The organism is Sphingopyxis sp., from assembly GCF_965227415.1.
GTDB lineage: Bacteria > Pseudomonadota > Alphaproteobacteria > Sphingomonadales > Sphingomonadaceae > Sphingopyxis.
The window spans coordinates 2,243,710-2,269,170 of the sequence record NZ_OZ245749.1 but is presented as its reverse complement, the minus strand read 5'-3'; the positions used below and the strand labels follow the sequence as shown (position 1 = coordinate 2,269,170).

Here is a 25,461-nt window from a genome sequence, read left to right as displayed (position 1 = left end):
GGTCAGTGGCCCATGTCGGCCATCGACGCCTTCGGCGCGCCGACCTTGGGCGGCCGGAGCAGTAACACGAGCGGTATCGACGCCAGCGTCACCCACATCATCACCCAGAAATCGTCGATATAGGCGACCATCGCCGCCTGCCGGTTGATCTCGGCATTCACCATGGCCATCGCGGTATCGCCGACGATGCCAAAGCGATCGGCGGTCGACGGATCGAGCAGGCTGACCGAAGAGTTGGTGACATGCGCCGCCATATCCTCATGGCTCGTCTGGATATTGGCGCCGAGCAGCGTCGTGACGACCGAGATTCCAACCGACGCGCCGATGCTGCGGAGCAGATTGAGCAGGCTCGATCCGTCGGTACGGTGCTGCGGCGCGATCGTCGCAAACGCCATGGTATTGAGCGGGATGAAGATCAGGCCCATGCCCAACCCCTGCACGACGCCGCTGATGATCACGGGCTGCATCCCCATGGCGAGCGACCAGTGGCTCATCTGCCACAGCGATAGCGCGGCGATGAGCAGCCCGCTCCCCACCATCCAGCGCGCGTCGATCTTGCCCAGCATCTGGCCCGCGAACCACATGCTCGCGAGGATGCCGACCCCGCGTACCGCGAGCACGACGCCAGTGTCGATGACGGGCCAGCCGAACAGGTTCTGCAGCATCGGCGGCAGCAGCGCCATCGAGGCGAACATCACGATGCCGATGACGATCATGAAACCCATGGCGGTAACAAGGTTGCGGTCGGCTAGCATCTGGCGATTGAACAGCGGCGCGCGGGCCGTGAACATATGGATGATGAACATCCACAGACACGCGACCGCAACCCCCAGCTCGATCCAGATTTCGATGCTGTCGAACCAGTCCTGATGCGCCCCGCGATCGAGCATCAACTGGAGCGCCGCGAGCCCCAGCGCGAGCATCGAGAATCCGAAAAGGTCGAACCGCCGGTTGGTCTTGCGCGTCGCGGGCAGCAAAGCCCACATCATCGCGATGGTCAGCAATCCGACCGGCAGATTGACGTAGAAGACCCAGCGCCAATTGACGCTTTCGGTCAGCCAGCCACCGAGCAGCGGGCCGAGGATCGGCCCAACCATGATCCCCATGCCCCAGATCGACATGGCGCGCGCCTGCTTTTCGGGCGGGTTGATGTCGAGCATCACCGATTGCGACAGCGGGCCGATGAAGGCCGCGCAAATGCCTTGCAGGAAGCGAAAGACGACCATCTGTTCGAGCGATTGCGCCGCACCGCACGCCATCGAGGCGATGATGAAGCCGGTAATGGCGGCAAGGAACAGCTCGCGCCGGCCGATCCGGTCGGCCAGCCAGCCGGTGATCGGCATCGCGATCGCGCTGGCGAGGATATAGCTCGTCAGCACCCAGGTCACTGTCTCGCTCGTCGCCCCCAGCGCCGATTGCATATGCGGGATGGCAACATTGGCGATCGTCGTGTCGAGGATCTGCATGATCGACGCGCCCATCACCGCGACCATCAGCAGCCCGCGATAGCGCACGCGTTCGTGCAGCGGGCGGCTGTCGTCGACCGGAAGCGCGGCGGCCGCCGACCGGCGGGGGAGGGAACGGCTTGCCATGGCTATTTGCCCGCGGTGAAGACCCGCACATCTGCCGAAAGCCCCGCGATCATGTCGCGCGCCGGCTTTTCGTCGAAGGCGATGCGCACCGGAACGCGCTGCGTTACCTTGACCCAGTTACCCGTCGCATTCTGCGCCGGCAGCACCGAAAATTCGCTGCCCGTACCCGCGCCGATCGTCAGCACATGGCCGCGAACCTTCAGCCCCGGATAAGCATCGAAGCTGATTTCGGCGCGCTGGCCGACGCGCATGTTGGCGAGGTCGGTTTCCTTGAAATTGGCCTCGACATAGGGATGCAGCGTATCGACCAGCGTGACCGCCGGCAGACCCTGCACCATCATCTGGCCGATCTGCAGGCGGTCGGACTGGGCGATGCGGCCGGCGCTCGGCGCGCGCACTTCGGTGCGGCGGAGATTTACCTCGGCCTGCGCACGCTGGACTTTTGCGGATTCGACCTGCGGATTGACACCGCTGGCGCCGGTTGCAAGCTTTGCGCGCGCCTCGGCAGCATCGGCCTTCGCCTGCGCAACCTGCGCGCGGGCTTGTTCGACGGCATGCTTCGAGGCGTCATAGGCGGCCTTGGTCGTAAAGCCCTTGTCCATCAGCGCGGCCTGGCGGGCGAAATTCGACTGGGCAAAGGCAAGGCCTTCTTCGGCCGCCTTGATATCGACGCCTGTCGTGTTCAAACTTGCCGACAGGTTGCCGACATCGACATTGGCGGCATCGATCGCCGCACTCGCCTGCGCCACCGTCAGCGCATAAGGCTCGCCGTCGATCCGAAACAGCAACTGCCCAGCCTGCACCGTCTGGCCATCCTTGACCGCGACGTCGGTGATGCGGCCGCCGACTTCGGCAGCGACCGAGACCTTGTCCATCTGCACATAGGCATTGTCGGTCGACACCGACCCGCCGCTCGTAAGCCAGTACCAGCCGCCGGCCGCGACCAGCACCGCGGGGAGCCCGAACATCAGCAGGCGCGTGCGCCAGCTGGCGCCGGCTTTTGCGTCGGTTTCGACGACGGGCTTGGTCACCGGAGGCACCGGATCGGCTTTGGGGGCGCGCGCCGGTGCGGCGTCTTCGGCTTTGGCAGGAGAAGGGGAGATCTGGTCCATTATGCGGTCTCTTTTAGGCATTCACGGCGGGAGAGGTTGGCGCGCACGCGTTCGACGAGTGCGATCAGCTGTTCGCGCTCGACGGTGCTGAGGCCTTCGGTGGCTTCGTCGGTGAGCGACTGGGCAATTTCGCGCATGCCGTCCAGCAGGTCGGCGGCGCGCGGCGCCAGGTAAAGCCGCCACGCGCGGCGATCGGTCGGATCGGCGCGCCGCTCGACGAGCCCGGCCTCCACAAGGCGATCGACCATCCGTGACAGGGTGATGGGCTCGACTTCGAGCAGCTCGGCAAGCGGTCCTTGCCGGATTCCCTCATGGCGTTTCAGATAGGTGATCAGTCGCCACTGCAGGGCCGTGATCCCGCTGTCGCGGGTGCGCGCATTGAACGCGCGGCGGAACAGGCGGGCGCTGTCGTTCAGAAGGAAGCCAATCGTTTCACTCATGGCAGCGGATATAATAGCAATTGCTACTAAATTCAATTCAACTTTGCTGCATCTGCGAAATATCTGATTTGCTGTAAAATTGTCTTACAAATGCTTGCGTTGCCGAGCATTTTTTGCAGGATGAAGCTTATGACTTTGACCGCAGACCTCTTCTGGTCCTTTCGCTCGCCTTACTCCTATCTCGCCGTCGGCCGTTATCGGGCGCTTGCCGCCAGCCACGATCTGTCGATCGATCTCCGGCCAGTTTACCCGCTCGCGGTGCGCCAGCCCGATTTCTTTGAGCGCAACCATCCGAACTGGTTGAGCTATACGATGCGCGACATGATCCGGGTTGCGCAGTTTCATGGCATTCCCTTTGGCCCGCCGCGGCCCGATCCGATCGTCCAGAACATCATGACGCGCGAGATTGCGGCCGAGCAGCCCTACATCTATCGCCTGACGCGCCTCGGGCAGGCCGCGGCGCGGCGAGGGCGCGGTCTCGGCTTTGCGCACGAAGTGGCGCAGCTCATCTGGGGCGGGGCGCAGAACTGGCACCTCGGCGACCATCTTGCGGGCGCCGCACGGCGCGCCGGGCTGAGCCTCGCCGAACTCGATGCCGAAGCGGAAGCCGATGCCGAGGCGCTCGACAATGAAATTGCGGCGAACCAGGTCGCGCTCGAGATCGCGGGCCATTGGGGCGTGCCAACGCTCGTCTTCGACGGCGAGCCCTTCTTTGGGCAGGACCGGATCGAAATGGCGAAATGGCGGATGGAGCAGAAGGGTCTGCAACCGCGCTGATCGGCGCTTGCGCGAATGCAGACGGACGGCGCATAGCGGCGGCATGACGACCGAACCCCAATTTTTCGAGGCGCGCGACGGCGTGCGGCTGGCGTGGCGCGAGACGGGAGAAGGCCGCCCGCTTGTCCTGCTCCACGGCCTGTTTTCGAGCGCCGAGGTCAACTGGATCAAATTCGGCACGGCGGCGCGCATAGCGGCCGCGGGCTTTCGGGTGATCATGCCCGACCTGCGCGTTCACGGGTCGAGCGAAGCGCCGCACGAGCCGGACCATTATCCGCCCGATGTCCTGGTCCACGATCTTGAGGATCTGGTCGCACATTTCCGTCTGACCGACTTCGACCTTGGCGGCTTTTCGCTCGGCGCGCGGACGAGCACGCGCGCGGTCGTGGCGGGAATGACGCCACGCCGCCTGATCCTGGGCGGCATGGGGCTGGCGGGACTCGCCGGTTGGGCCAAGCGCGGGCAGTTCTTCCAGCGCGTCATCGCCGACTATGAGACCGCGAAGCGCGGGGACGACACCTGGATGTCGATCCAGTTCATGAAGACGATGAAGATCGACCGTGTGGCGGCCAGTCTGCTCCTGGACAGCTTCACCGACACGACGCCCGCGATGCTGCGCGCGCTGACGATGCCGACCTTGCTCGTCTGCGGCGATCAGGATCAGGACAATGGATTGGCCGAGGAACTGGTGGCAGCGCTGCCGGACGCTAGGCTTGCGACGATCCCGGGCACGCATATGTCGAGCGTCACGCAGCCCGAAATGGGCGAAGCGATCGCGGCCTTCCTGACCGCTTGACCGGGCGCATCGCGCGGTCCAGATTGCCCGCCATCGCGCCAGAGAGCGCATCAAATATCCAGAGGACGCACCCCCATGAAAGCCATGATTTCGACGCTATCGCTTGCCCTGTCGCTTGCGGTGGCCACCCCCGCCTTTGCCCAGGCGGCGCCGACGGCGGCCGACGCCGACGCCTTCATCGCCGCGGTCGAAAAGGACCTGTTCGATTATACGGTCGAGGGCAGCCAGGTGAACTGGGTCAACGCGACCTATATCACCGAAGACACCGATGCGATGGCAGCGCGGATCAACGCGATAGGCACCGAGAAATCCGTCAAATATGCGCTCGATGCCGCCAAATATGCCGGCGTGGCGGGGCTCAGCGCCGACACCAAGCGCAAGCTGGAAATCTTGCGCACCGGCATCGTCCTGCCCGCGCCGACGAAGCCCGGCGCCGCGACCGAGCTCAACAATATCGCGACCGATCTGCAGTCGCAGTATGGGAAGGGCCGCGGCACGCTCGACGGCAAGGAAATCTCGGGCTCGGACATCGAGGCCGAGATGGGCAATTTGAAGCGCACGCCCGCCGAATATGCCGAGATGTGGACAAGCTGGCATAACAATGTCGGCGCGCCGATGAAGGACGATTACGTCAAGATGGTCGGCATCGCGAACGAAGGCGCGAAAGAGCTGGGCTTTGCCGACACCGGTGCGATGTGGCGGTCGGGATATGACATGCCGCCCGAGGAATTCGCCAAGGTCACCGAGAAGATCTGGCAGGACATGAAGCCGCTGTATGTTGCGCTCCACACCTATGTCCGCTGGAAACTGAACGAGAAATATGGCGATGCGGTGCAGCCCAAGACCGGCCCGATCCGCGCCGACCTGCTCGGCAATATGTGGGCGCAGGAATGGGGGAATATCTATCCGCTCGTCGCGCCGCCGGGCACCGGCGACCTGGGCTATGATGTCGGAGACCTGCTTACCGAAAAGGGCAAGGGACCGCTCGACATGGTCAAGGCGGGCGAGAATTTCTATTCCTCGCTCGGCTTTGCGGCGCTGCCCGACACGTTCTGGAAGCGCAGCCAGTTTCTGAAACCCGCCGACCGCGAAGTCGTGTGCCACGCCTCGGCGTGGGACGTCGACAACAAGGACGATATCCGCATCAAGATGTGCATCAAGGTGAATGCCGACGATTTCACGACGATCCACCACGAGTTGGGCCACAACTATTATCAGCGCGCCTATAACAAGCAGCCGTTCCTGTACCTCAACGGCGCGAACGACGGCTTCCACGAGGCGATCGGCGATTTCGTCGCGCTGTCGATCACGCCGCAATATCTGGTCGACATCGGACTGCTCGACAAATCGAAGGTGCCGAGCGCCGACAAGGATATCGGCCTGCTGCTGCGGCAGGCGATGGACAAGGTCGCGTTCCTGCCCTTTGGCCTGCTCGTCGATCGCTGGCGCTGGGGCGTGTTCGACGGCTCGATCAAGCCTGCCGATTATAACAAGGCGTGGACCGACCTGCGCACCCAATATCAGGGGATCGTGCCGCCGGGCGAGCGGCCCGCGAATGCTTTCGATGCCGGCGCGAAGTTCCACATTCCCGGAAACACGCCCTACACCCGCTATTTCCTGGCGCGCGTGCTGCAGTTCCAGTTCTATCAGGCGGCGTGCAAGCAGGCCGGCTGGAAGGGGCCGCTCCATCGCTGTTCCTTCTATGGCAACAAGGAGGTTGGCGCGAAGCTGAACGCGATGCTCGAAATGGGTGCTTCGAAGCCGTGGCCCGACGCGCTGCAGGCCTTTACCGGCAGCCGCGAAATGTCGGGCAAAGCGATGGCCGATTATTTTGCGCCGTTGAAGAAATGGCTCGACCAGCAAAACAAGGGCAAGCCGTCGGGCTGGTAAGCCCGCGTTTCGACCAAGATGATGATGGCCGGGAGGGACGCTTCCCGGCCATTGTCGTAGCGATCGATGTCATGTCGATCGAAGCATCTGCATGAGGGACAACGGAGCAAGCGGAGGGTGACGATGGAGCTGAAATTTCGAGTCGCGGCGCGGATCGCGAAGCCGGTGCACGAGGTTTTCGAGGCCGTGGCCGATCCTGCGAAACTGTCGAACTATTTCACCACGGGCGGCGCGAAGGGGCGGCTGGAGACCGGCGCGACGGTGCAGTGGGACTTCGCCGATTTTCCCGGCGCCTTTCCGGTCTGGGTGATCGAGGTGGTGCCAGGCGAGAAGATCGTCCTCGAATGGCGGGCGAACGAGGGCGAGGCGCCCAATGTCGACGGCGGCGGGCTGAAAGACGCCGATTACCGAACACGCGTGACGATCAGCTTCAAGGGATTGGAGGACGGCCGCACGCTCGTCGAGATCGCCGAGGAAGGCTGGCGCGAGAATCAAGGCGCGCTGGGCGCCTCTTACGGCAATTGCCAGGGCTGGTCGCAGATGCTCTGCGCGCTCAAGGTGTGGATCGAGCACGGCATCAACCTGCGCGAGGGCATGTATAAATAGCGAGGCGATGAAAGGAGCGGAGCGAATTTACCTCTTTCGTCACCCCGGACAGGATCCGGATATGTCCGATAGGGGCAAGTATCTGTTCCCCCGCGAAGGCGAGGGTCCAGCTGCCAGGACAGACGCGCGCGGCAGCGCGCCCTTCGACGCTTCGCGTAAACGCTGGACCCCCGCCTTCGCGGGGGAACACCCCTTCCTTGTCCCAGCGGGATCATTGCGGTCTTGATCCGGCGGGGCACGACTTCAAAGGCGCCAATGGATCCCGGATCAAGCCTGTCCTGAGCCTGTCGAAGGGTCCGGGATGACGAGGGAAGCGCGGCCGCGGTTCAGTCCGGCATATCCAGGCGGAGCGGACGCGAGCCGATCGGCGCGCCGGTGACGGCATCGACGACGACCGGCCGGACAATCTCGCCGGTCGTGGCATCGCGGTGCAGGCTGAGCGCGCCCGCGCCATTATATTTCCGGCCCCAGGCGCCGATCGCCATCAGGATCGGCAGGAAATCGCGCCCCGCATCGGTCAGCAGATATTCGTCGCGCGGTGGGCGCTGGCTGTAGCGCCGCTTCTCGAGCAATCCGGCCGCGGTCAAGGCGGCGAGGCGCCGCGCCAGGATATTCGGTGCGATGCCCAGGCTGGTGCGCAACTGCTCGTACCGCGTCAGTCCATATTCGACATCGCGCAAGATGAGCATGCTCCAGCGGTCGCCGACGCGGGTCAGGCCGCGGTCGACGGGGCAGGTGCCCAACATTTCTTTTTCGTCGGTCATTGAACTCATATGGGGCAGTCACTATTCTTTTGCAAGCGACTCATTGTCGGGCCGCCTGCAAGGAGCAATGACATGACTTCCCCCACCATTGGAACGGCCCTGATCACGGGCGCTTCGACCGGCCTTGGCGCGGTTTATGCCGACCGCCTGGCCAAGCGCGGCCACGACCTGATCCTCGTTGCGCGCAACGCAGCGCAGCTGGAACCGCTGGCCGCCAAACTGCGGGCCGAAACCGGCGTCGAGGTCGACGTGATCGCCGCCGACCTGACCAATAGCGACGATGTGACGCGGATCGAACAGCGGTTGATCGACGATGCGACCATCACGCTGTTCGTGAACAATGCGGGCATGTCGCTGAACGGCGGTACGCTGGAGAATAGCGCGGCCGAGATCGAGACGATCATCGCGCTCAACATTACCGCCGCCGCGCGGCTCGCCATCGCGGCGGGCAGGGCGTTCGGCGCACGCGGCCAGGGCGCGATCGTCAACATCGCCTCGGTCCTCGCGCTCGCACCCGAAACGTTCGAGGGCGTGTATAGTGGGTCGAAGGCGTTCCTGCTCAATCTCAGCCAAGCGCTCGCGACGACCGGCCGCGAAAAGGGCTTTCATGTCCAGGCGGTGCTCCCCGGCGCCACGCGCACCGAAATCTGGGAGCGTTCGGGCAAGGATGTCGATGCCTTCCCGGCCGAGATGGTGATGAGCGCCGTCGATCTGGTCGATGCCGCGCTGATCGGCCTCGATCGCGGCGAAGAAGTGACGATTCCGCCGCTCGCCGATGAAGGCCAGTGGGACGCATATCATGCGGCGCGGCTGGCGATGGGGCCTGGATTGTCGCGGCGCGACGTCGGCGAGCGCTATCGGGTGACCGAAGCGGTTTGACGATCTGTGTTCCCCGGCGAAGGCCGGGGTCCAGAGCGTACTCGCGCAACGTCGGCTCTCCGACGCCCTGTTCCCCGGCCTTCGCCGGGGAACAGGATAGGCCGGGCTACCGTCAGCCCACCACCCCAACGCCGTCCTTCACGCGTTGCGCGCCATCAACCCGCCGTCGACGGGAATCACCGCGCCGGTGATATAGCTCGCCGCCGGCAGGACGAGGCTCAGCGTCATGTGCGCGACCTCCTCGGGTTCGCCATAGCGGCGAAGCGCGGTGCGGCGCCGGGCGAAGATCGCCTTGTCCTCGTCGGGCACCTTGCCGGTCATGCCGGTGCGGATCGGGCCGGGGCATATGCAGTTGACGGTGATACCCTCCTTGCCGAGATCGACCGCCAGCCCTCGGGTGAGGCCGACGACGCCCGATTTGGCGGCGACATAAGGCGTGTCGCCCGGCGTCGCGCCCAGGCCTTCGGTCGAGGCGATGTTGACGATGCGCGCGGCATCGCTTTGACGCAGCCACGGCAGGGCGGCGCGGACCATGCGCTGGTGTGCGGTCAGCATCACCGCGATCGCACGGTGCCAGATCGCTTCATAGTCATCGTCGGCGTCGAGCGGAGCAAAGCTCGATACGCCGGCATTGTTGATCACAATGTCGATGCCGCCGAAGGTCGCCGCGATCTGGGCCACGACACGCTTGATCGCCTCGCCATCGGCGACGTCGAGCGCAAAGGCCCTGGCGTTGCTGCCTGCTTCGGCCGCCACGGCTTCGCAGGCCGCCAGATCGAGATCGGTCACAGCAACCCTGGCACCCTCGCGCGCGAGCAGCAGCGCGGTTGCGCGGCCCATGCCGCTCGCCGCGCCGGTGACGATCGCGATGCGGCCGGCGACCGAGCGCGAGAGGGTGGGCGCTTGCCCGTGGTCTGTCATAGATTTCCCCTCGTCCATTCGCCCTGAGCTTGTCGAAGGGCTGTCCTCGTGTTCCACGTTAGAAGGAAGAACGGCCCTTCGACAAGCTCAGGGCAAACGGGAGAGGGTTATTGCGCGGGCGAGACCCAATCCGTCACCGGAACGGCGGTTCGTTGAACGCGCGCAATTTGCGGCTGTGGAGCTTCGCACCCTCGTCGCGCATCGTCTCGCACGCGCGGATGCCGATCTGAAGGTGCGCGGCGATCGCTTCTTCATAGAAGCGGTTGGCCTGGCCGGGCAGCTTGAGCTCGCCGTGGAGCGGCTTGTCGCTGACGCAGAGCAAGGTGCCGTAGGGGACACGGAAACGATAGCCCTGCGCGGCGATCGTCGCCGATTCCATATCGATGCCGATCGCGCGCGATTGCGAGAAACGCAGCGCACTGTCGGTGTAGCGCAGTTCCCAATTGCGGTCGTCGGTGGTGACGACGGTGCCGGTGCGCATCCGTTTCTTGAGGTCGGCGCCGGTGGCGCCGGACACCGATTCGGCGGCGCTCGCGAGCGCCTGCTGCACTTCGGCGATCGGCGGGATCGGAATGGCGACCGGCAACACCGCGTCGAGGATATGGTCGTCGCGCAGATAGGCGTGCGCGAGCACATAGTCGCCGATCCGCTGGCTGGGGCGCAGGCCGCCGCAATGGCCGATCATCAGCCACGCCTCGGGGCGCAGCACCGCAAGATGGTCGCAGATCGTCTTGGCGTTCGACGGGCCGACGCCGATGTTGACGAGCGTGATGCCGCCGCCGTCGGGCGCGATCAGGTGATAGGCGGGCATCTGGTGCCGCCGCCAGGCGCTGTCGGCGACGAGCGCGCTTGCGTTGACGCCGGGCTGGTCGACATAAAGGCCCGCGGCGCCCGCGAGCGCGGTGTAGCGTCCCTGCCCGACCTGCGACCCCGCCCAGGCGACGAATTCGTCGACATAGCGATGATAGTTGGTGAACAAGATGTAGCGCTGAAAATGCTCGGGCGCGGTGCCGGTATAGTGGCGCAGGCGCGCCAGGCTGAAATCGGTGCGGAGCGCGTCGAACAGCGCGAGAGCCTGCGGCGCGGCGGGATCGGCGCCGAACAGACCGTCGGCGAGCTCGTCGCCGATGTCGGCCAATTCGGTGGTCGGGAAATGGCGCGCGAGCTCGAGCGGCGTGACGCCGCCCATGTCCGACCCGTCGCTGGCGTCGAGCACATAGGGGAAGGGGATCTGCTGCCCCGTCCGCGTCACTTCGAGCGTGATGTCATAGTGACGCGCGAGCAGCATGAGCTGGTCGCGCAGATAATCGGCGAACAGGTCGGGGCGCGTCACCGTGGTGACGAATTCGCCCGCGCGCTCGAAACGGCCGAAGGACAGATTATGCCCCTTTTGCCCCTCGCGCTGCTCGCCGGTGGTGACGAGGCGGATCGCGGGATAGTCGAACAGCCCGCTCGCCGCGGCGTCGGCCGGCGGCAACGTGCGGTCGTGGACATAAGCGGCGATGGCGGATTTGAGATTGGCAACCGAGGTGCGGAACCGGTCCTGCAACTCGGTGATGATCCCTTCGACGAGGGCGGCGGGATCGATGGTTTCTTGCGATGAGTTGGCTGTCATCGCGACGCTGTTGCACGAAAATGTGACAAAAGGGAAGGGGGCGGCCCGCGATCAGGCCGCCCCGATGATCCTTACAGCTGCTCGAGCATATGGTCGGCGCTCGACACCTTGAATTCGCCGGGGGCTTCGACGTTGAGCTGTTCGACGACGCCGTCGTTGACGATCATCGAAAAGCGCTGGCCGCGCTTGCCCATGCCGAAAGCGGTGCCGTCCATCGTCAGCCCGACCGCATCGGCGAAGGCGCCATTGCCGTCGGCGAGCATCGTGACGCTGTCGCCGGCGCTGGCGCTCTTGCCCCAGGCGCCCATCACGAAGGCGTCGTTGACCGCGGTGCAGACGATTTCGTCGACGCCCTTGGCCTTCAGCTCTGCCGCCTTGTCGACGAAGCCCGGCAGATGCTTGGCCGAGCAGGTCGGCGTGAAGGCGCCGGGGACCGAAAACAGCGCGACCTTGCGGCCCTTGAAATAGTCGGCGGTCGTGACCTGCTCGGGACCATTTTCGGTCACCTTGACGAAGGTCGCGTCGGGCAGCTTGTCGCCGGTGTGGATCGTCATGGAAGGCATCCTTTCGTTGAGGGGATTTTGTCGGACGCGACATTGGGGCGCGAAGGGCCGGTGTCAAGCGCGGTGGATGCCGTCGGTTCGCCGAAAGGCGCTGGACCGTGCGGACGGTGCGCGGCATGGTGCGGCGATGGAGACCGCTCCTCCCTTTTTCACCGGCCAGCTGCTGCTCGCACTGCCCGGCATCGGCGACCCCCGGTTCGAGCATGCGGTGATCGCGATGATCAGCCATGACGAGGAAGGCGCGATGGGGATCGGTATCGCCGACCCGATCGACGGCATGACCGTTGGCGCGGTGCTCGACCAGCTCGAGATCGACCATGACGAGCCGCTCGACCAGCCGGTCTTCCTGGGCGGCCCGGTCGAACAGACGCGCGGCTTTGTCATCCACAGCCTCGACTGGGGCGGGGCAGAGGCGGTGCAGGTCGCCGACCGCTGGATGCTGTCGAGTTCGCACGATATCCTGCGCGCGATCGGCGAAGGGCGCGGGCCGTCGCGGTGGCTGGTCGCGCTCGGCTATGCGGGCTGGTCGCCGGGGCAGCTCGAGGAAGAAATGGTGCGCCACGGCTGGCATGTGACGCCGGGCAGCGATGCCGTGATATTCGAAACGCCGCCCACCAATCGCTGGCAGGCGGCGTTTGCCGAAGCGGGAGTGGACGCCCGCCTGCTCACCACCGAAGGCGGCGAAGCGTAATCGTCAGCGCGCGAGCGCGAGCAGCGGCTTGCCCTGGTTGAGGTTCGAAAGCGCGGTGCGCGCGGCCCAGCGCGAATCCATATAGGTGCCGTTCGCGAGCTCGACATCGTAGCGGATATCGCTGGTGATCGCGGCGCGATACGCGGTCTGCGCATCGTCCTTTTGACCCAGTCGCGCATAAGCGGTGCCCAGATTGATCAGGCGCGACGGGTCTTGGGCGTCGATCGCACTGTGGGTCAGCTTGTCGACTGCCAACTGGTTCTGGCCGGCCCGAAGCTCTTCATACGCGACCGACAGCGGCGCCGAATCGGTCTCTTCGGCCCCGGTCACGACAATTGATTGGGCCGCGGCGGGGGTCGCAAATGCGAGCGCGACGAGCGGCAGCAGAATTTTTTTCATATCCAGTATCTCCCCGAAAACTTTGGTCGATTTTCTGCCTCAAGGGTTAAAAAGTCAATATTTCGAGGGCTTTGTAACACTGGTGTCACAAACAGGAATTAAGCTAAACGCTAAGGCGCATTATAAGGCAAGATTTTCAGAATCTTGACCGTCGCGACTCCGTGTCACAATGGCGACGCGGCGATTGTCACAATTGCGCCTGCCGAAAATTTATTTTGTGCCGTTCGCGATTTTGCGGCGCCGAGTCGTGCGCGAAGCGCGCTCGGCGAAGGCATCGGCCTTGAGCATATAAAGAAAACTTTATATTTGATCGGTGGCGCACTTTCGGCTAGGGCGCGCAACATAATTGCTGACACTTTCGTGGCCGCTCGCCTGCGGCCGAACTCGCCTACAGGAGACTACGCCGTGGCCACTCTCGCCGCCGACACCCGTGATTATGTGATCGCCGACATCGGTCTTGCCGATTTCGGGCGCAAGGAAATCAACATCGCCGAAACCGAAATGCCGGGCCTGATGGCGCTGCGCGCCGAGTTCGGCGCGTCGCAGCCGCTGAAGGGCGCGCGCATCGTCGGATCGCTGCACATGACGATCCAGACCGCGGTGCTCATCGAGACGCTGACCGCGCTTGGCGCCGACGTCCGCTGGGCGACGTGCAACATCTTCTCGACGCAGGACCATGCCGCCGCCGCGATCGCCGCGACGGGCGTGCCGGTGTTCGCCGTGAAGGGCGAAAGCCTCGCCGATTATTGGGATTATGTCGGTCGCATCTTCGACTGGGGCGTCGACGACGGCACGACGTGCAACCTGATCCTCGACGACGGCGGCGACGCCACGATGTTCGCGCTGTGGGGCGCGAAGCTCGAAGCCGGGCAGACGATGCCCGCGCCCGAGAATGAAGAAGAGATCGAAATGCAGCGCGCGCTGAAGGCGTTTGTTGCCGCGAACCCCGGCTATCTGACCAAGACAGTCAAGGCGATCAAGGGCGTGTCCGAAGAAACGACGACCGGCGTCCACCGCCTGTATCACATCGCGAAGAAGGGCGAGCTGCCCTTCCCCGCGATCAACGTCAACGACAGCGTCACCAAGTCGAAGTTCGACAATCTTTATGGCTGCAAGGAATCGCTGGTCGACGCGATCCGTCGCGGCACCGACGTGATGCTTGCGGGCAAGGTCGCCACGGTTGCCGGCTTCGGCGACGTCGGCAAGGGCTCGGCACAGAGCCTCCGCAACGGCGGCGCGCGCGTTCTGGTCACCGAAATCGATCCGATCTGCGCGCTGCAGGCAGCGATGGAGGGGTTCGAGGTCGTGACGATGGACGAAGCGGTCAAGCGCTCGGACATCTTTGTCACCGCGACCGGCAACGCCGACGTCATCACGGCCGACCATATGGCGGCGATGAAGAACATGGCGATCGTCTGTAACATCGGCCACTTCGACAGCGAGATCCAGATCGCGGCGCTCGCCAACTATAAGTGGACCGAAGTGAAGCCGCAGGTCGACCTGGTCGAATTCCCCGACGGCAAGCAGATCATCATCCTGTCGAAGGGCCGCCTGGTGAACCTGGGCAACGCGACGGGCCACCCGAGCTTCGTGATGTCGGCGAGCTTCACCAACCAGACGCTGGCGCAGATCGAACTGTGGACGCGCAGCGAGCAGTACGGCAACGACGTCTATGTCCTGCCGAAGCATCTCGACGAAAAGGTCGCGGCGCTGCACCTGGAAAAGCTGGGCGTGCAGCTCAGCCAGCTGACCAAGAAGCAGGCCGATTATATCGGCGTGCCGGTCGAAGGGCCGTTCAAGCCCGACCATTATCGTTATTGATCGCAGCTCAAGCGATTTGGACAAGGAAACGGCGCCGGGCCTCCGGCGCCGTTTTCATTCGGCCAGCGCGCCTAGCGTGGCGCGCAGCGGGTCAAGCCATTCGGCATAGGGCCGCCATATTTCCATCCCGTCGCGGTTGAGCGGGCGGCGCACCTGCTCGCTTGACGGTGTGCGCACCACGCGGTCGAGCGTGTGGAATTCCAGCACCGAAGGATCCCATTCGAGCCCTAGATGCGCCAGCGCGCCGCGCAGATGCGGCTCTGCGTCGTCGACCAGCGCGGCATAGTCGATGTGGTGGACCAATCCGGGCGCGACGCGATCCAAATGCGCCATCAAGCGGACGTAATCGGCATAGCATTGTCCGATGTCGGCCAGGCGGAAAGACGCGGCGTGCGCGCTGGAAAAGCTGTGGGTGAAGTTGGAGAAACAGCAATCCATCGCGGGACGCCGGATGTCGAGGAACTTCGCCTGCGGCAGGATGCGGCGGATGAAGAGGATGTTGCTCCAGTTATGGGGAAGCTTGTCGATGAAAAACGGCCGATCGGTTTTGCGATGCATCGCGGCGCGGCGCAGATAGTCCTGACCCATCGCGGCTGCCTGGTCGGCGGATAGCGAGGCGACCAATTGCGGCACGGTAACCTGACCGCGGCGCGTCGCCATCTCCATGACGCTGCGCAATATGGCGGGTGCATAGGGCAGCTCGCCGACGGCCTCGATCGCGCGATGGCTGCCGAGCATCTGTTCGAGAAGCGTCGATCCCGATCGCGGCAGGCTGACGATGAAAATGGGGACGGCATCGCCAATCGGCCGCTGGTCGAGCGATGCGATGAAGGCGGCGTCGACCGCGTGCTCGATCTCGGCAACCTCGGCAGAGAGTTCGCGTGCGTCATAGCCGATGTCCACGGCGCGCAGGTCATTGCCTTGCTTGTAGTGGTCGAAGGCTTCGGCATATCGGCTGCGGTCATGGAGCGCGCGCGCAAGTGCAAAATGGAGCGGTGCAATGTTGCGAATATCGATGGCGATGGCGAGCGCCTTCTGCATCGCCGCGACGTCGTCGTCGGTCAGAACCTTGCTCTTGATGTTCGCCAGAGCCCACCACGCCTCGCCGAAATCCTCATCCCGCGCGATGACGTGGCGATAGGAGGCGATCGCCGCGTCGACATCGCCAGCAGCGCGCTGGCTGTTGCCGAGCGCGATCCACTGGCGCGGATCATAGGCGCTGTCGCGAGTCAGCTGCTCGTGGATGGTTCGCGCTTCGGCGTTGCGGCCGAGCTTGTCGAGAATATGCGCGCGCAGCGCCGATAGCCTCGGATCGGGAGCTTCCTGGTCGAGCGCGGCGTAGAGTTCGCCCGCCTCGGTCAGCCGCTCCTGCTGATCGAGAACCGATGCGAGAAAGCGCCGGATTTCGATGTCGCGTCCGCCCGCGGCAAGGGCGCGGCGGAGAAAATGCTCGGCCTGCCCGAGCGCGCCGAGCCGCATCGCAATTTCACCAAGCTTTGCAAGGCCCTGTGGTTCCTCGGGATGGCTACGGAGGTGCGCGATGACCTGCTGCGCCGCTTCATCGTACCGGCCAGCGGCAGCAAGGTCGGAGGCCATGCCGAGCAGCGGATAGAAGGTGATGGTCGTCGCGGTCATCGAACGCGACTATTCATACCCGAGCACGGCGCGAAGCCCCGGCGCCTCATAGTCGACCAAGGCGCGATGGCGCTGGTCCAGCGTCGCTGGAAAGTCGAGCGTGATTCCGGTCAGATTTTCGCGCGCCGTACCGCTCTGGCGCGGATCCGATCCGACCCGCACCCGTTCGCGCCAATCGCTGGGGAGATCGATGCCGCAAGCGCGCAGCAGCCCTGCGAAAAACCCTTCGGCCCCGGCGGCATCGAGGTCGCCGAGATGATGGACGAGATCCTCGTATTTCACCGCATGGACGCGCGCTCCGAGCCACGCCACGGCGTTCAACTTATATATGTCGGCCAGCGAAGGCGCCTTTCCCGGCAGCCCGAAAATCATCATCGTCAACAGCTCGTCGACACTGAGCGCTCCCGATTTCAGATGGTCGACATTTCCCGAAAATTGCTCGGAAACGAAGAAGCGTGCGCGGGCGATGACCCAGTCATAGGGATCGCGATACAGGAGGATGCGATGCGTCGGCGCGGTTTCGATTGCCGACGCGTCGGCAAAGAACAAATGGCCCCAACTAAGCTGCGGGTGCGCCGGATCGAAAGCGGCGCGATGCTGTTGCAGCGTCGGCCACTGAATGAAGTCGCGGGCATATTGCTGTTCGGGCGGCACGAACATGCGCACGATATTGCGCAACAGATGGCTGCCGCTTTTGGGCACGCTGTTGAGGAATACCGGCTGCGCCAGCGGCACCTGCGCAAATTGCCGGTTTTCGACGTCGAGCGTGTCGGCCTTCACATTGACTTCGGGCATGGCTGCGGAGGCGCTTTCTGCTGCGGTGGAAACGAGAAGGGCGGCATGTCGCCATGCCGCCCAATCCTCGTGCCTGTCAATTCGATCAGAATTTGGCGCTGACATTCAAGAAAGCGCGGCGACCGACGAAGCTGTATTGCGATGCGGCAATCACAGGACCGAGCGTCGCGATCTCGCCCCCGTTGAACACCGAGACGCGCGGCGGCCGGGTGTTGAACAGATTGCTGATACCCGCCGTGATCTCGAACCGTCCATCGGCGATCTCCTGCGTCGCGGAGATGTTGTGATAGAAGGTCGTCGGCGTCTTGAGGTCCGGGCAATAGCGGCCATAGATCGCCGAATTGACACAGACGTCGCCGTTCGCTTCGACGAAGTCGCTGACATCCGACGTCTTGCCGATCACGTTGATGCCATAGAAGAGGCTGAAACCGCCCATCGACTGCCAGTTGAGGCGGAAATCGCCGACCCATTTCGGCGACCCGGCTTCGCCATTGTCGGACGTGGCGACCGACGTCGGCAACAGCTGGAAATCGTCCTTTGTCTGCCAGGTCATGTCGGCGGTGAAGCTGAGCCGGCCGAGCTTGCCAAGGTCGTGGCGGATGTTGACCGCCACATCGACGCCGCTGTTACGCTGCCGCGCGATGTTGACATATTGGTCGAACACCTGGTTGACCGCGAGCGGGTCGCCAGTCTGGCCGCGCGTGAACAGGTTGCACAGCGGCTCATTGGCAAAATCTTCGGAATCATAGCAGCCGAACAGGATGTTGGCCGCGCCGAGCTGCGTGATCTCGCCCTTCACCTTGATGTCGAAATAATCGACGGCGACGTTGATCGTCGTGTCGGGCAGGAAGCCGAATTTCGGCGTCAGCACGCCGCCGACGACCAGTGCCTTCGACGTTTCCGATTGAAGCTGGCCGAGGCCGCCCTGCGAGAAGGCGGTCGCCGTGATGCTGCCGCCGGCATACGCGCCGGGAATTCCGTCCGCGGCGCAATTGTCGGCCAGGCGTTGCGACTTCGTGCCGTTCGTCAGACCCTGTTGCCAGCGGACGCAAGGATCGATCGTTCGCGCGCTCGGAAAGCTGGTTTCGTTGGCGAGGAACTGTTCGAACAGCGCCGGAGCACGGAAAGACGTGCCATAGCTGGCGCGGAAACGGACGATATCGTTGAGCGCCCAGTTGGCCCCGATCTTGTAGGTCCAGTTGCCGTTGTCGCTGTCCGACACTCCGTCCGATGCGCGCGTCGATTTGACGCTGGTGATGCGCGCGGCGGCCGAGAGCGTGAGGTTCTTGAAGAAGGGCTTGTCCGCGAGCAGCGGCACGTTGAGTTCGCCGAAAGCTTCCTTCGTGTCCGCCTTGCCCGCGGTGACGCCCGATGCCGACGAACCCCAGGCATTGCCCGCCAGCGTAATTTCGCCCGGCACGTCGTTGATCTTGTCGCGGCGCGCCGTGACTCCAAATGCGACCTGCACGGCGCCAGCAGGCAGAGTGAAGAGATCGCCCGACAGCGTCGCTTCGCCGGTCAGCTGGGTATAGACCGTCTTGCCTTCTTCCCACGAGAAGAGGAAATTCTTCTGCGCCTGCGTCAGCTCTCCGCGCAGGAAATAGGGGTCCATCCACGGCAAATCGATGCACTGCTTGCCCGAAACGGGCAGCGTGGTGCCGACGCACGAGCCTGCAAACTGAAGGCCTTGGGCGTTGCCCGAGTCATAGGCGTCCTGCAGGATGCGCTGGTCGCGATAGCGACCGATGCTCTTGCTGTACTGGCCATAGGCCTCCCAGCGCCAGTTGCTGCCGAAATCGCCGCGAAGGCCTGCAACGCCGCGGTAATAGTCCACTTTCTGGCTGCTGTCGGCCTGATCGGTGATGCCGGTCGGGCTGACCAGGTTGATGCCTTCCCAGCCCTGGGCCCAGATATTGGTGTTGGCGCCGCTGCCATAGAGGTCGCCCGTGTAGCCGAAGTTCCAGAACTGGCGCCAGCCGTTCTGATAGGTCTTGCGGCGGTTGAAGAGGAATTCACCGAACATCTCGATCGAATCGGAGACTTCGTAGGAACCCTCCGCATACGCCGTGATCAGCGAGGTTTCCGGGATGATCGATGCCTGTTCGACGAAGGGATGATAACCGTTCTGCACCGCCTGTGACGCGGCGTTGTATCCGGTCGGGAACCATCCGCCGGGCATGCCGAAGTCGCCGCCATAAGCCGGTGCGCCATAAGTGGGGATGCCCAGCGTTTCGCCCGGATACTGGAATTGCATCAGGACCGTTTCGCCGTTGGGCGAGGTGTTGAGCCCCGAGTTGGGGCCGCCCGGACCGTCGAGCTGAAGATTGTCGACGAGATTATAGGTCCACACATGACCCCAGGGAAGATCCTCGCACTTGGGCTGGCCCGTGCGCGGATCGATCAGGTCGGCGCGGCTGCCGTCTTCGCGGAAGATATAGGCTTCGGGGCAAGCGAGATATTTGCGATCGCCGCGAGTGAGCTCCTTGACCTTGGTATAGTCGCCCGCGATCAGGAAGTGGCCGCGGCTGAAGGTCTTGCCCCAGATGCCGCTCAGGCGATATTCCTCGCCGCCGCCGGCAAAGGGTACCGAGACGTTGGCGTTGAGTTCGAGCCCGTTGGTGTCGGTCTTGGTAATGATATTGACGACGCCGGCGACCGCATCGGAGCCATAGACCGACGAGGCGCCGGTTTTCAGGATCTGCACATTCTGCGCGATCGATTGCGGCAAGACGTTGAGGTCGAACGACGATACGCCGCCGCGCGTTCCCGCGGGGCCGGCGCGGCGGCCGTTGAGCAGAACGAGAGTGCGGTTGGCGCCCAAGCCGCGAAGATCGATCGTTTGCGCGCCGGGGCCGCCGTTGGTGACGAAGTTCGATGAAATGGCCGCCGTGATCTGGGTCGAGCCCGCCGCGATCGGCGAGCTTTGCAGCGTCGAGGCCAGGTCGAACTTGCCTTCCTTCGCAGCGATTTCGGGGTCGATAACCGAAATCGGATCGGGGCTGTTGAACGGGCTCAGCCGAACACGCGAGCCGGTGACGACGATGGCGTCTTCGGGCGCGGTGGCCTCATCACCCTGAGCAGCCGTATCTTCGGTTTGCGCATAGCTCGGCGTCGCCATCACGATGGCCATGGCCGAAAGGCTGGCAAGACCAAATTTCTGGCCCAAGCGCGTCGATGCGCTGTTCATATTCTGCATGGTGATATCCCCGTTTTCAGTAGCGGCTGCCTTGCCCGAGCGACCTGGCATCTGGCGGGCTGACCGTCTTCATCCGCGCGTCACAGCCATACCCGTTAGAATCTTTTAAAAGTTTTAACTGCAAATCAACCCGATGTCGCATTTTGCGACACTTTTCGGCGGCTTGGTGTGACTCCGCTGCAACAGTGGCGCGGACGCGCGAGGCGTAGCGGTCGCCGTCGTCGGTCGATCGGGCGCCGGGCGATTGAAACCGCGAAGGACAGTCGGTAGGGCGGTCCTATGGCCACTCGCCCCCTGTTCGATCCTCACCTGTTTGCGGCAATCTGCCCATGACGTTGTCACTGGGGGGTCTCTATGCGGCGGGCTTTTTCGCGGCTTTCTGGCTGCTTGCGGGGCTCTGGGCGGTCGGCCGGGGGATCGCGATGCAGCGACGCTCGGCCTTTGTCGCGGCACAGACCGAACGGCTGGCGAGCCTGGTCGAAGCATCGCCCCAACTGCCCATCATTGTCCGCGCCGACTGGCGCATCGAGGCGAGCGAGCGGATGGGCCGCTGGCTCGGTCTCGACGAAGGGCCCAGAAATTTCGACGAACTGCGTGGACTTGGCGCGGGTCTCGATCAGCCGGGGCACGAACAGCTGCGTCAGGCGATCCTCGGCGCGCAGCGCGGGGCAAAGCCCTTTGTCCTGAGCCTCAGGCCGCAAGGCAGCGCGCGCACGATCGTCTTTCATGGCGCGGCTGCGCCGCAGGCGGTGGGCGGGCCGGGCAGCGTGCTGCTCTGGCTCAGCGACGCAACCGACGGCCAGCAGTCGCTGGCGCAGGCGCGAAGCGAGCGCGACGAAGCGCTGGCGGCTTTTGCGGCCTTGTCGGGGCTGATCGAAGCGGCACCCTTTCCGATGTGGTTTCGCGAGCCCGACATGCGGCTTGCACTCGTGAACGCCGCCTATGTCCGCGCGGTCGAAGCAAAAAGTGCGGCGACGGTGATCGACGGCGGGATCGAGCTTTGCGAGCCGATCGCGGGGACCAGCGCAAGCGATGCCGCCGAAGCAGCGCGTACCGCAGGATCGGCACAGCAGCGCACGGTACCGGTGACGATCGAGGGCGAGCGGCGGATCATGCGCGTCGTCGATGTGCCGCTGGCGCCCGAGGGCGGGCGTTCGATCGGGGTCGCGGGCTATGCCATCGATATCCAGGAGCTTGAAAGCGAGCGCGGCGCGCATCGCCGGTTCGTCGACACGCAGCGCGAGCTGCTCGACCGGCTGTCGGCGGCGGTCGCGCAGTTCGGCCCCGACCAGGGGCTTGTCTTTGCCAACCAGCCGTTCCGGCGGCTGTTCGCGCTGTCGGCCGAGGATGTTTCGGAAACACGGTCGTTCGCGCGATTGCTCGACTTGTGGCGCGAGGGCGGGCGAACCCCCGAGGTGCGCGACTATCCCGAATGGCGGCAGGCGCATGTCGACTGGTTCGCGCGCGCCGAGGCAAGCGAAGAGGAATGGCTGCTTCGCGACGGCACGCACCTCCATCTTGTCGCGCAGCCGACCCCGGACGGCGGCCTGTTGCTGATCGCCGAGGATCGCACCGAGCAGGTACAGCTTGCCGGCGCTCGCGACACGCTGCTCCGCGTCCGCACCGCGACCTTCGACAATCTGTTCGAGGCGGTAGCGGTGTTTGCGCCCGACGGCCGCCTGCACCTGTGGAACCAGCGCTTTCGCCGACTGTGGAATGTCGAGGAGCACACGCTGGCGGCGCATCCGCGCGTCGACGTGCTGATGGGCGGATTGGCCGACCGGCTCGCCAAGCCGAACCAGATCAGTGTCGTGCAGGAAGTGATCCGCGCCGCGACGCTCGAACGCACGCAGCGTGTCGGCGAGGTGCGCTTCGCCGACGGACGTCATTTCGACTTTGCGTCGATCCCTTTGCCCGACGGCAATGCGCTGCTGATCATGCTCGACATCACCGCGAGCCGGAACATGGAAGGCGCGCTGCGCGAGCGCAACGAGGCGCTCGAAGCCGCCGACCAGGTCAAGACGGCGTTCCTGTCGCGGATGAGTTACGAGCTGCGCACGCCGCTGACGTCGATCGGCGGCTTCGGCGAGATGCTGCAGGCAGGCTATGCGGGCGAGCTGCCGGCTTCGGCGAAGACCTATGTCGATGCAATCATGGATTCGGTCGGCGTCCTCGGGCGCCAGATCGACAATGTGCTCGACCTTGCGCAGGGCGAGGCGGGGACGCTCGCGGTCGAGCGCGCGCCGGTCGATGTACGCGCCTTGCTCGACAAGGCGCTCGCCGACGCGAAGATCTTCGCCGATGCCGAGAAGATGGAACTTGCGGTGCAGATCGCAGCCGATCTGGGCTCGATCGAGGGGGACGCGCCGCGGCTGTCGCGTGTCCTGGCCGGCCTGCTCGACAATGCGATCCGCTTTACGGCGCCGGTCAAACGCGGTGGCGGGCGCGTGCTGCTCCACGCCGAGGGCGATGCACAGGGAGTCGAGATTATCGTATCCGACAATGGCCCGGGCATGCCGGACGCGGTCGCGGCGGTGACCGAGGGGACGCAGGCGGCGACGCAGAGCGGCGGCATCGGCCTCGCCCTTGCGCGCCAGCTCGTCGCCGCGCATGGCGGGACGATGGCCGTGATGAGCGAGAAGGGGCAGGGAACGCTGGTGCGCGTGCGCCTGCCGCGCGGTGGGTGATGCTGTATTCCCGAACATCGATTGCATGTTTCCCCGCGCAGGCGGGGGTCCATGTTCTGCCGGTTCAAGATAGCGTCGACAGGAGATGGGCCCCCGCCTGCGCGGGGGAGCATGGGTGGACTTAGGTAGATGCCGCTCGAATTCCCCTACACTCTGAAAGACGTGACGCGCATTGGCGCGGCGATCGGTGCCGCGCTTGCCGCCGGCGACGTGGTGCTGCTCTCGGGCGATCTCGGCGCCGGCAAGACCACGCTGGCGCGGTCGATGCTCAAGGCGCGGGGGCTTGCGGGCGAGGCGCCGAGCCCGACCTTTGCGATCGTCCAGCCCTATGCGCCGCCCGAAGTCGACCTGGCCATCGCGCATGTCGATCTTTACCGGATCGAGGCCGAGGACGAGCTGATCGAGCTGGGGCTCGACGATTATCTCGATGACGGCGCGCTGCTGATCGAATGGCCCGAGCGGCTGGGCGCGCAGGGCTGGCCCGAAGCGCTGACGCTGCGTATTTCGGGAGAGGGCGATGCGCGCGTCTTGACAGCTGCGGTGCCTGCGGCTTGGGAAACGCGATGGCCGCTCCGATGATTCCGCCCGCTCATGCCCCGGCATTCCTTGCCGCGCATGGCTGGGGCGAAGCCCAGATTTTGCCGCTCGCCGGCGATGCGTCGTTCCGGCGCTATTTCCGCGTCGTCGACGGCGACCGGCAAGCGGTGTTGATGGACGCGCCGCCGCCGCATGAAGACCCGAGACCCTTCATTGCGGTCGCCGAATTTCTTTGCGGACAGGGGCTCACCGCACCCGCGATACTCGCACGCGATCTGGAGCAGGGCCTGCTGCTGATCGAGGATTTCGGCGATGTGCGCCTTCGCGAAACGATGGACCAAATGCCGCATGCCGAAGCGGACCATTATGCGGGGGTGACCGACCTGCTGATCCATCTCCACGCGCGACCGGCGATGGATGGCCTGCCGGTACATGGGCTGAAGCAATGGCTGAGCGAGGTGGAGCTGTTTACCGACTGGTATTGTCCTGCGCTGGAGATCGAGGTCGATCGCGACGGGTTTCGCGCCGCCTGGGAGGCGGCGCTGGCTCCGGTCGAGGCGGACGGCCTGCCGCGCGTCACGGTGCTGCGCGATTTTCATGCCGAGAATATCATGCTCGTGCAGAACAAGGACGGGATCGCGCATTACGGCCTGCTCGATTTCCAGGACGCGCTGGTCGGGCATCCGGGCTATGATCTTGCCTCGGTGCTGGAGGATGCGCGGCGCGATGTGACGCCCGCCGTCGAAGCCGCGATGCTCGATCGCTATGTCGCCGCGACGGGACAGGGCGATAAATTCCGCGATGCCTATTGGGCGCTCGCGGCGCAGCGCAACACGCGCATCCTGGGCGTCTTCGTCCGTTTGTGGAAGCGCGACGGCAAGCCCGGTTATCGCCAGTTTCAGCCGCGCATGTGGGGGCTTCTCGAACGCGATTTGCAGCATCCGGCGCTCGTCCCGGTCCGGCGGTGGTTCGACGCCAATATCCCCGCTTCCAGACGGGCGGAGGCGTGGAGGTGAGCGCGAAGATCGAAAGCGCCATGGTCATGGCGGCGGGCATCGGCAAGCGGATGCGCCCGCTCACCGCAACGCGGCCCAAACCGTTGGTGCGCGTCGCGGGAAAGGCGCTGATCGATCATAGCCTCGACCGGATCGAGGCGGCGGGCATCGGCCATGTCGTCGTCAACGTCCATTATCTCGCCGACGCGCTCGAAGCGCATCTGGCAGCGCAGAAGCGCAGCTTCACCATCGCGGTGTCGGACGAACGGACGCGGCTGCTCGAAACCGGCGGCGGGATGATGAAGGCCTTGCCACTGCTCACCGGCGACCCGATCCTGATCGTCAACAGCGACAATATATGGACCGACGGACCGCAGGACAGCATCGCGCATCTCGCGCGCCATTGGGACGATGCGAAGATGGACGCGCTGCTGCTCGTCATCCGTCAGGCGAGCGCCACCGGCCACGGCGGGCGCGGCGATTTCCACATGGACCCCAACGGTCGGCTTTCGCGCCGCAAGCCCGGACATATAGCGCCCTTTGTCTATACCGGTATCCAGCTTGTCTCGCGCCGCCTTCTCGTCGATGCGCCCGAAGGGGCGTTTTCGACCAACATATTCTGGGACCGGGCGATCGCGACAGGGCGCCTCTATGGCCTGTCGCACATGGGCCAATGGTTCGACGTCGGCACGCCCGCAAGCATCGCGCCGACCGAAGCCGCGCTCGGTGAGGTTTGACGTAGGAACCCGA

At 64.6% G+C, this 25,461-nt stretch carries 22 protein-coding genes; 11 read left to right on the top strand and 11 right to left on the bottom strand.

Features of this window, described 5'->3' with window-relative positions:
- Nucleotides 1-2 precede the first annotated feature (2 nt).
- The 3 genes from ACO055_RS11030 to ACO055_RS11020 are packed head-to-tail and all read right to left on the bottom strand — an operon-like array spanning nt 3 to nt 3,144.
- Entirely contained in the window at nt 3-1,592 is a 1,590-nt protein-coding gene (locus ACO055_RS11030) for an MDR family MFS transporter (protein ID WP_422058916.1), read from the bottom strand.
- Between the two features lie 2 nt (nt 1,593-1,594).
- The gene (locus tag ACO055_RS11025) at nt 1,595-2,704 is read right to left on the bottom strand and encodes an HlyD family secretion protein (protein ID WP_422058915.1); all 1,110 of its coding nucleotides are present in this window, start codon (nt 2,702-2,704) and stop codon (nt 1,595-1,597) included.
- Nucleotides 2,704-3,144 (bottom strand): MarR family winged helix-turn-helix transcriptional regulator, encoded by a 441-nt coding sequence (locus ACO055_RS11020; protein ID WP_422058914.1) that lies wholly within the window; start codon nt 3,142-3,144, stop codon nt 2,704-2,706. Before ACO055_RS11020 ends, ACO055_RS11025 begins: the two co-directional genes overlap by 1 nt.
- Nucleotides 3,145-3,273: 129 nt before the next feature.
- Between ACO055_RS11020 and ACO055_RS11015 the strand changes: the two genes are divergently transcribed.
- The 4 genes from ACO055_RS11015 (at nt 3,274) to ACO055_RS11000 (ending at nt 7,213) form a co-directional block, all read left to right on the top strand.
- A complete protein-coding gene (locus ACO055_RS11015; RefSeq protein WP_422058913.1) occupies nt 3,274-3,921 on the top strand; it encodes a 2-hydroxychromene-2-carboxylate isomerase in 648 nt (215 codons plus the stop codon).
- A gap of 43 nt (nt 3,922-3,964) precedes the next feature.
- On the top strand, nt 3,965-4,717 hold the full coding sequence (locus ACO055_RS11010; RefSeq protein WP_422058912.1) for an alpha/beta fold hydrolase: 753 nt from the start codon (nt 3,965-3,967) through the stop codon (nt 4,715-4,717).
- Between the two features lie 75 nt (nt 4,718-4,792).
- Nucleotides 4,793-6,607, top strand: coding sequence for a M2 family metallopeptidase (locus ACO055_RS11005; protein WP_422058911.1), 1,815 nt, complete (start codon nt 4,793-4,795; stop codon nt 6,605-6,607).
- Between the two features lie 123 nt (nt 6,608-6,730).
- A complete protein-coding gene (locus ACO055_RS11000) occupies nt 6,731-7,213 on the top strand; it encodes an SRPBCC family protein (protein WP_422058910.1) in 483 nt (160 codons plus the stop codon).
- A 326-nt stretch (nt 7,214-7,539) separates the two neighbouring features.
- On the opposite strand, the gene ACO055_RS10995 is transcribed toward ACO055_RS11000, so the two are convergent.
- Complete coding sequence (locus tag ACO055_RS10995; RefSeq protein ID WP_422058909.1) at nt 7,540-7,977, bottom strand: winged helix-turn-helix transcriptional regulator; 438 nt, start codon at nt 7,975-7,977, stop codon at nt 7,540-7,542.
- Nucleotides 7,978-8,049: 72 nt separating this feature from the next.
- Here ACO055_RS10995 and ACO055_RS10990 point away from each other — a divergent pair, with 72 nt between their 5' ends.
- A complete protein-coding gene (locus ACO055_RS10990; protein WP_422058908.1) occupies nt 8,050-8,856 on the top strand; it encodes an SDR family NAD(P)-dependent oxidoreductase in 807 nt (268 codons plus the stop codon).
- A gap of 138 nt (nt 8,857-8,994) precedes the next feature.
- Here the strand turns inward: ACO055_RS10990 and ACO055_RS10985 are convergent, their stop codons facing one another.
- From ACO055_RS10985 to ACO055_RS10975, 3 genes are all read right to left on the bottom strand, one after another.
- A complete protein-coding gene (locus tag ACO055_RS10985; protein WP_422058906.1) occupies nt 8,995-9,777 on the bottom strand; it encodes an SDR family NAD(P)-dependent oxidoreductase in 783 nt (260 codons plus the stop codon).
- Nucleotides 9,778-9,910: 133 nt separating this feature from the next.
- Complete coding sequence (locus ACO055_RS10980; protein WP_422058904.1) at nt 9,911-11,392, bottom strand: AMP nucleosidase; 1,482 nt, start codon at nt 11,390-11,392, stop codon at nt 9,911-9,913.
- Between the two features lie 71 nt (nt 11,393-11,463).
- Entirely contained in the window at nt 11,464-11,946 is a 483-nt protein-coding gene (locus ACO055_RS10975) for a peroxiredoxin (protein ID WP_422058903.1), read from the bottom strand.
- Between the two features lie 136 nt (nt 11,947-12,082).
- Here ACO055_RS10975 and ACO055_RS10970 point away from each other — a divergent pair, with 136 nt between their 5' ends.
- Nucleotides 12,083-12,646, top strand: coding sequence for a YqgE/AlgH family protein (locus ACO055_RS10970; RefSeq protein WP_422058902.1), 564 nt, complete (start codon nt 12,083-12,085; stop codon nt 12,644-12,646).
- 3 nt (nt 12,647-12,649) lie between these two features.
- On the opposite strand, the gene ACO055_RS10965 is transcribed toward ACO055_RS10970, so the two are convergent.
- On the bottom strand, nt 12,650-13,045 hold the full coding sequence (locus ACO055_RS10965; protein WP_422058901.1) for a hypothetical protein: 396 nt from the start codon (nt 13,043-13,045) through the stop codon (nt 12,650-12,652).
- A 405-nt stretch (nt 13,046-13,450) separates the two neighbouring features.
- On the opposite strand from ACO055_RS10965, the gene ahcY reads away from it, so the two are divergent.
- Nucleotides 13,451-14,866, top strand: a complete 1,416-nt coding sequence (gene ahcY, locus ACO055_RS10960) for an adenosylhomocysteinase (RefSeq protein WP_422058900.1) — start codon at nt 13,451-13,453, stop codon at nt 14,864-14,866.
- Nucleotides 14,867-14,920: 54 nt separating this feature from the next.
- Here ahcY and ACO055_RS10955 read toward each other — a convergent pair whose 3' ends face one another.
- The 3 genes from ACO055_RS10955 to ACO055_RS10945 all read right to left on the bottom strand — a co-directional run bounded on the left by ACO055_RS10955 (nt 14,921) and on the right by ACO055_RS10945 (nt 20,492).
- Nucleotides 14,921-16,501 carry a tetratricopeptide repeat-containing sulfotransferase family protein gene (locus tag ACO055_RS10955; RefSeq protein WP_422058899.1) on the bottom strand — a complete coding sequence of 527 codons (1,581 nt, stop codon included), beginning with the start codon at nt 16,499-16,501 and terminating at the stop codon, nt 14,921-14,923.
- A gap of 9 nt (nt 16,502-16,510) precedes the next feature.
- Nucleotides 16,511-17,296, bottom strand: coding sequence for a hypothetical protein (locus ACO055_RS10950; RefSeq protein WP_422058898.1), 786 nt, complete (start codon nt 17,294-17,296; stop codon nt 16,511-16,513).
- 85 nt (nt 17,297-17,381) lie between these two features.
- Nucleotides 17,382-20,492 carry a TonB-dependent receptor domain-containing protein gene (locus tag ACO055_RS10945; protein WP_422058897.1) on the bottom strand — a complete coding sequence of 1,037 codons (3,111 nt, stop codon included), beginning with the start codon at nt 20,490-20,492 and terminating at the stop codon, nt 17,382-17,384.
- A 329-nt stretch (nt 20,493-20,821) separates the two neighbouring features.
- Between ACO055_RS10945 and ACO055_RS10940 the strand changes: the two genes are divergently transcribed.
- From ACO055_RS10940 to ACO055_RS10925, 4 genes are all read left to right on the top strand, one after another.
- Complete coding sequence (locus ACO055_RS10940) at nt 20,822-23,179, top strand: PAS-domain containing protein (RefSeq protein WP_422058896.1); 2,358 nt, start codon at nt 20,822-20,824, stop codon at nt 23,177-23,179.
- Nucleotides 23,180-23,308: 129 nt separating this feature from the next.
- Nucleotides 23,309-23,758 carry a tRNA (adenosine(37)-N6)-threonylcarbamoyltransferase complex ATPase subunit type 1 TsaE gene (gene tsaE / locus ACO055_RS10935; protein WP_422058895.1) on the top strand — a complete coding sequence of 150 codons (450 nt, stop codon included), beginning with the start codon at nt 23,309-23,311 and terminating at the stop codon, nt 23,756-23,758.
- The gene (locus tag ACO055_RS10930) at nt 23,743-24,732 is read left to right on the top strand and encodes an aminoglycoside phosphotransferase family protein (protein WP_422058894.1); all 990 of its coding nucleotides are present in this window, start codon (nt 23,743-23,745) and stop codon (nt 24,730-24,732) included. Before tsaE ends, ACO055_RS10930 begins: the two co-directional genes overlap by 16 nt.
- On the top strand, nt 24,729-25,448 hold the full coding sequence (locus ACO055_RS10925; protein ID WP_422058893.1) for a nucleotidyltransferase family protein: 720 nt from the start codon (nt 24,729-24,731) through the stop codon (nt 25,446-25,448). The genes ACO055_RS10930 and ACO055_RS10925 overlap by 4 nt, the downstream gene beginning before the upstream one ends.
- Nucleotides 25,449-25,461: the final 13 nt, after the last annotated feature.